We start from the raw sequence: 603 nt of genomic DNA on the forward strand, positions 1-603 counted from the left end.
CGCTCGTGTCGGGCGGCATCGAATACAGGGTCGTCCCCGCGCAGGCGGGGCTGTTCCCGGGTGCGGGTCCACCTGTCGTTGCGTAGTGCCGTCGTCCCCGCGCAGGCGGGGCTGTTCCCGTCGACTTCTCGCCCGTCTCCGGGTCCTCGTAGTCGTCCCCGCGCAGGCGGGGCTGTTCCGGCCGACAACATCAACGCTCGCGGCAAGTTCGCGTCGTCCCCGCGCAGGCGGGGCTGTTCCTGCTGAAGCAGTACGGACTCCCGGCGACTATGGGTCGTCCCCGCGCAGGCGGGGCTGTTCCGTCCTTCTCCGGGGTCGTCACCTGAACCGTCATGTCGTCCCCGCGCAGGCGGGGCTGTTCCGGTCAAGGCCGATGCTCGCCGTGAGGGCCTGGCGTCGTCCCCGCGCAGGCGGGGCTGTTCCACGTGGCGGATAGCTAACAGGTGCTTCGACGTGGTCGTCCCCGCGCAGGCGGGGCTGTTCCACTCCGCGGCGAGGACATCGACCGCGACCGACAAGTCGTCCCCGCGCAGGCGGGGCTGTTCCGCCCATCAAGTCCTGCGTGCGACTACCCGCAAAGTCGTCCCCGCGCAGGCGGGGCTG

General features: G+C 71.1%; 1 CRISPR repeat array (only partly in view).

Annotated elements, in window-relative coordinates:
• Positions 1–602: direct repeats of the CRISPR family, unit length 23 nt; unit sequence GTCGTCCCCGCGCAGGCGGGGCT; it begins 33 nt to the left of the window's first position.
• Position 603 lies beyond the last annotated feature (1 nt).

Origin of the sequence: Dietzia sp. B19 (assembly GCF_014145155.1) — a bacterium.
GTDB classification, from domain to species: domain Bacteria; phylum Actinomycetota; class Actinomycetes; order Mycobacteriales; family Mycobacteriaceae; genus Dietzia; species Dietzia natronolimnaea.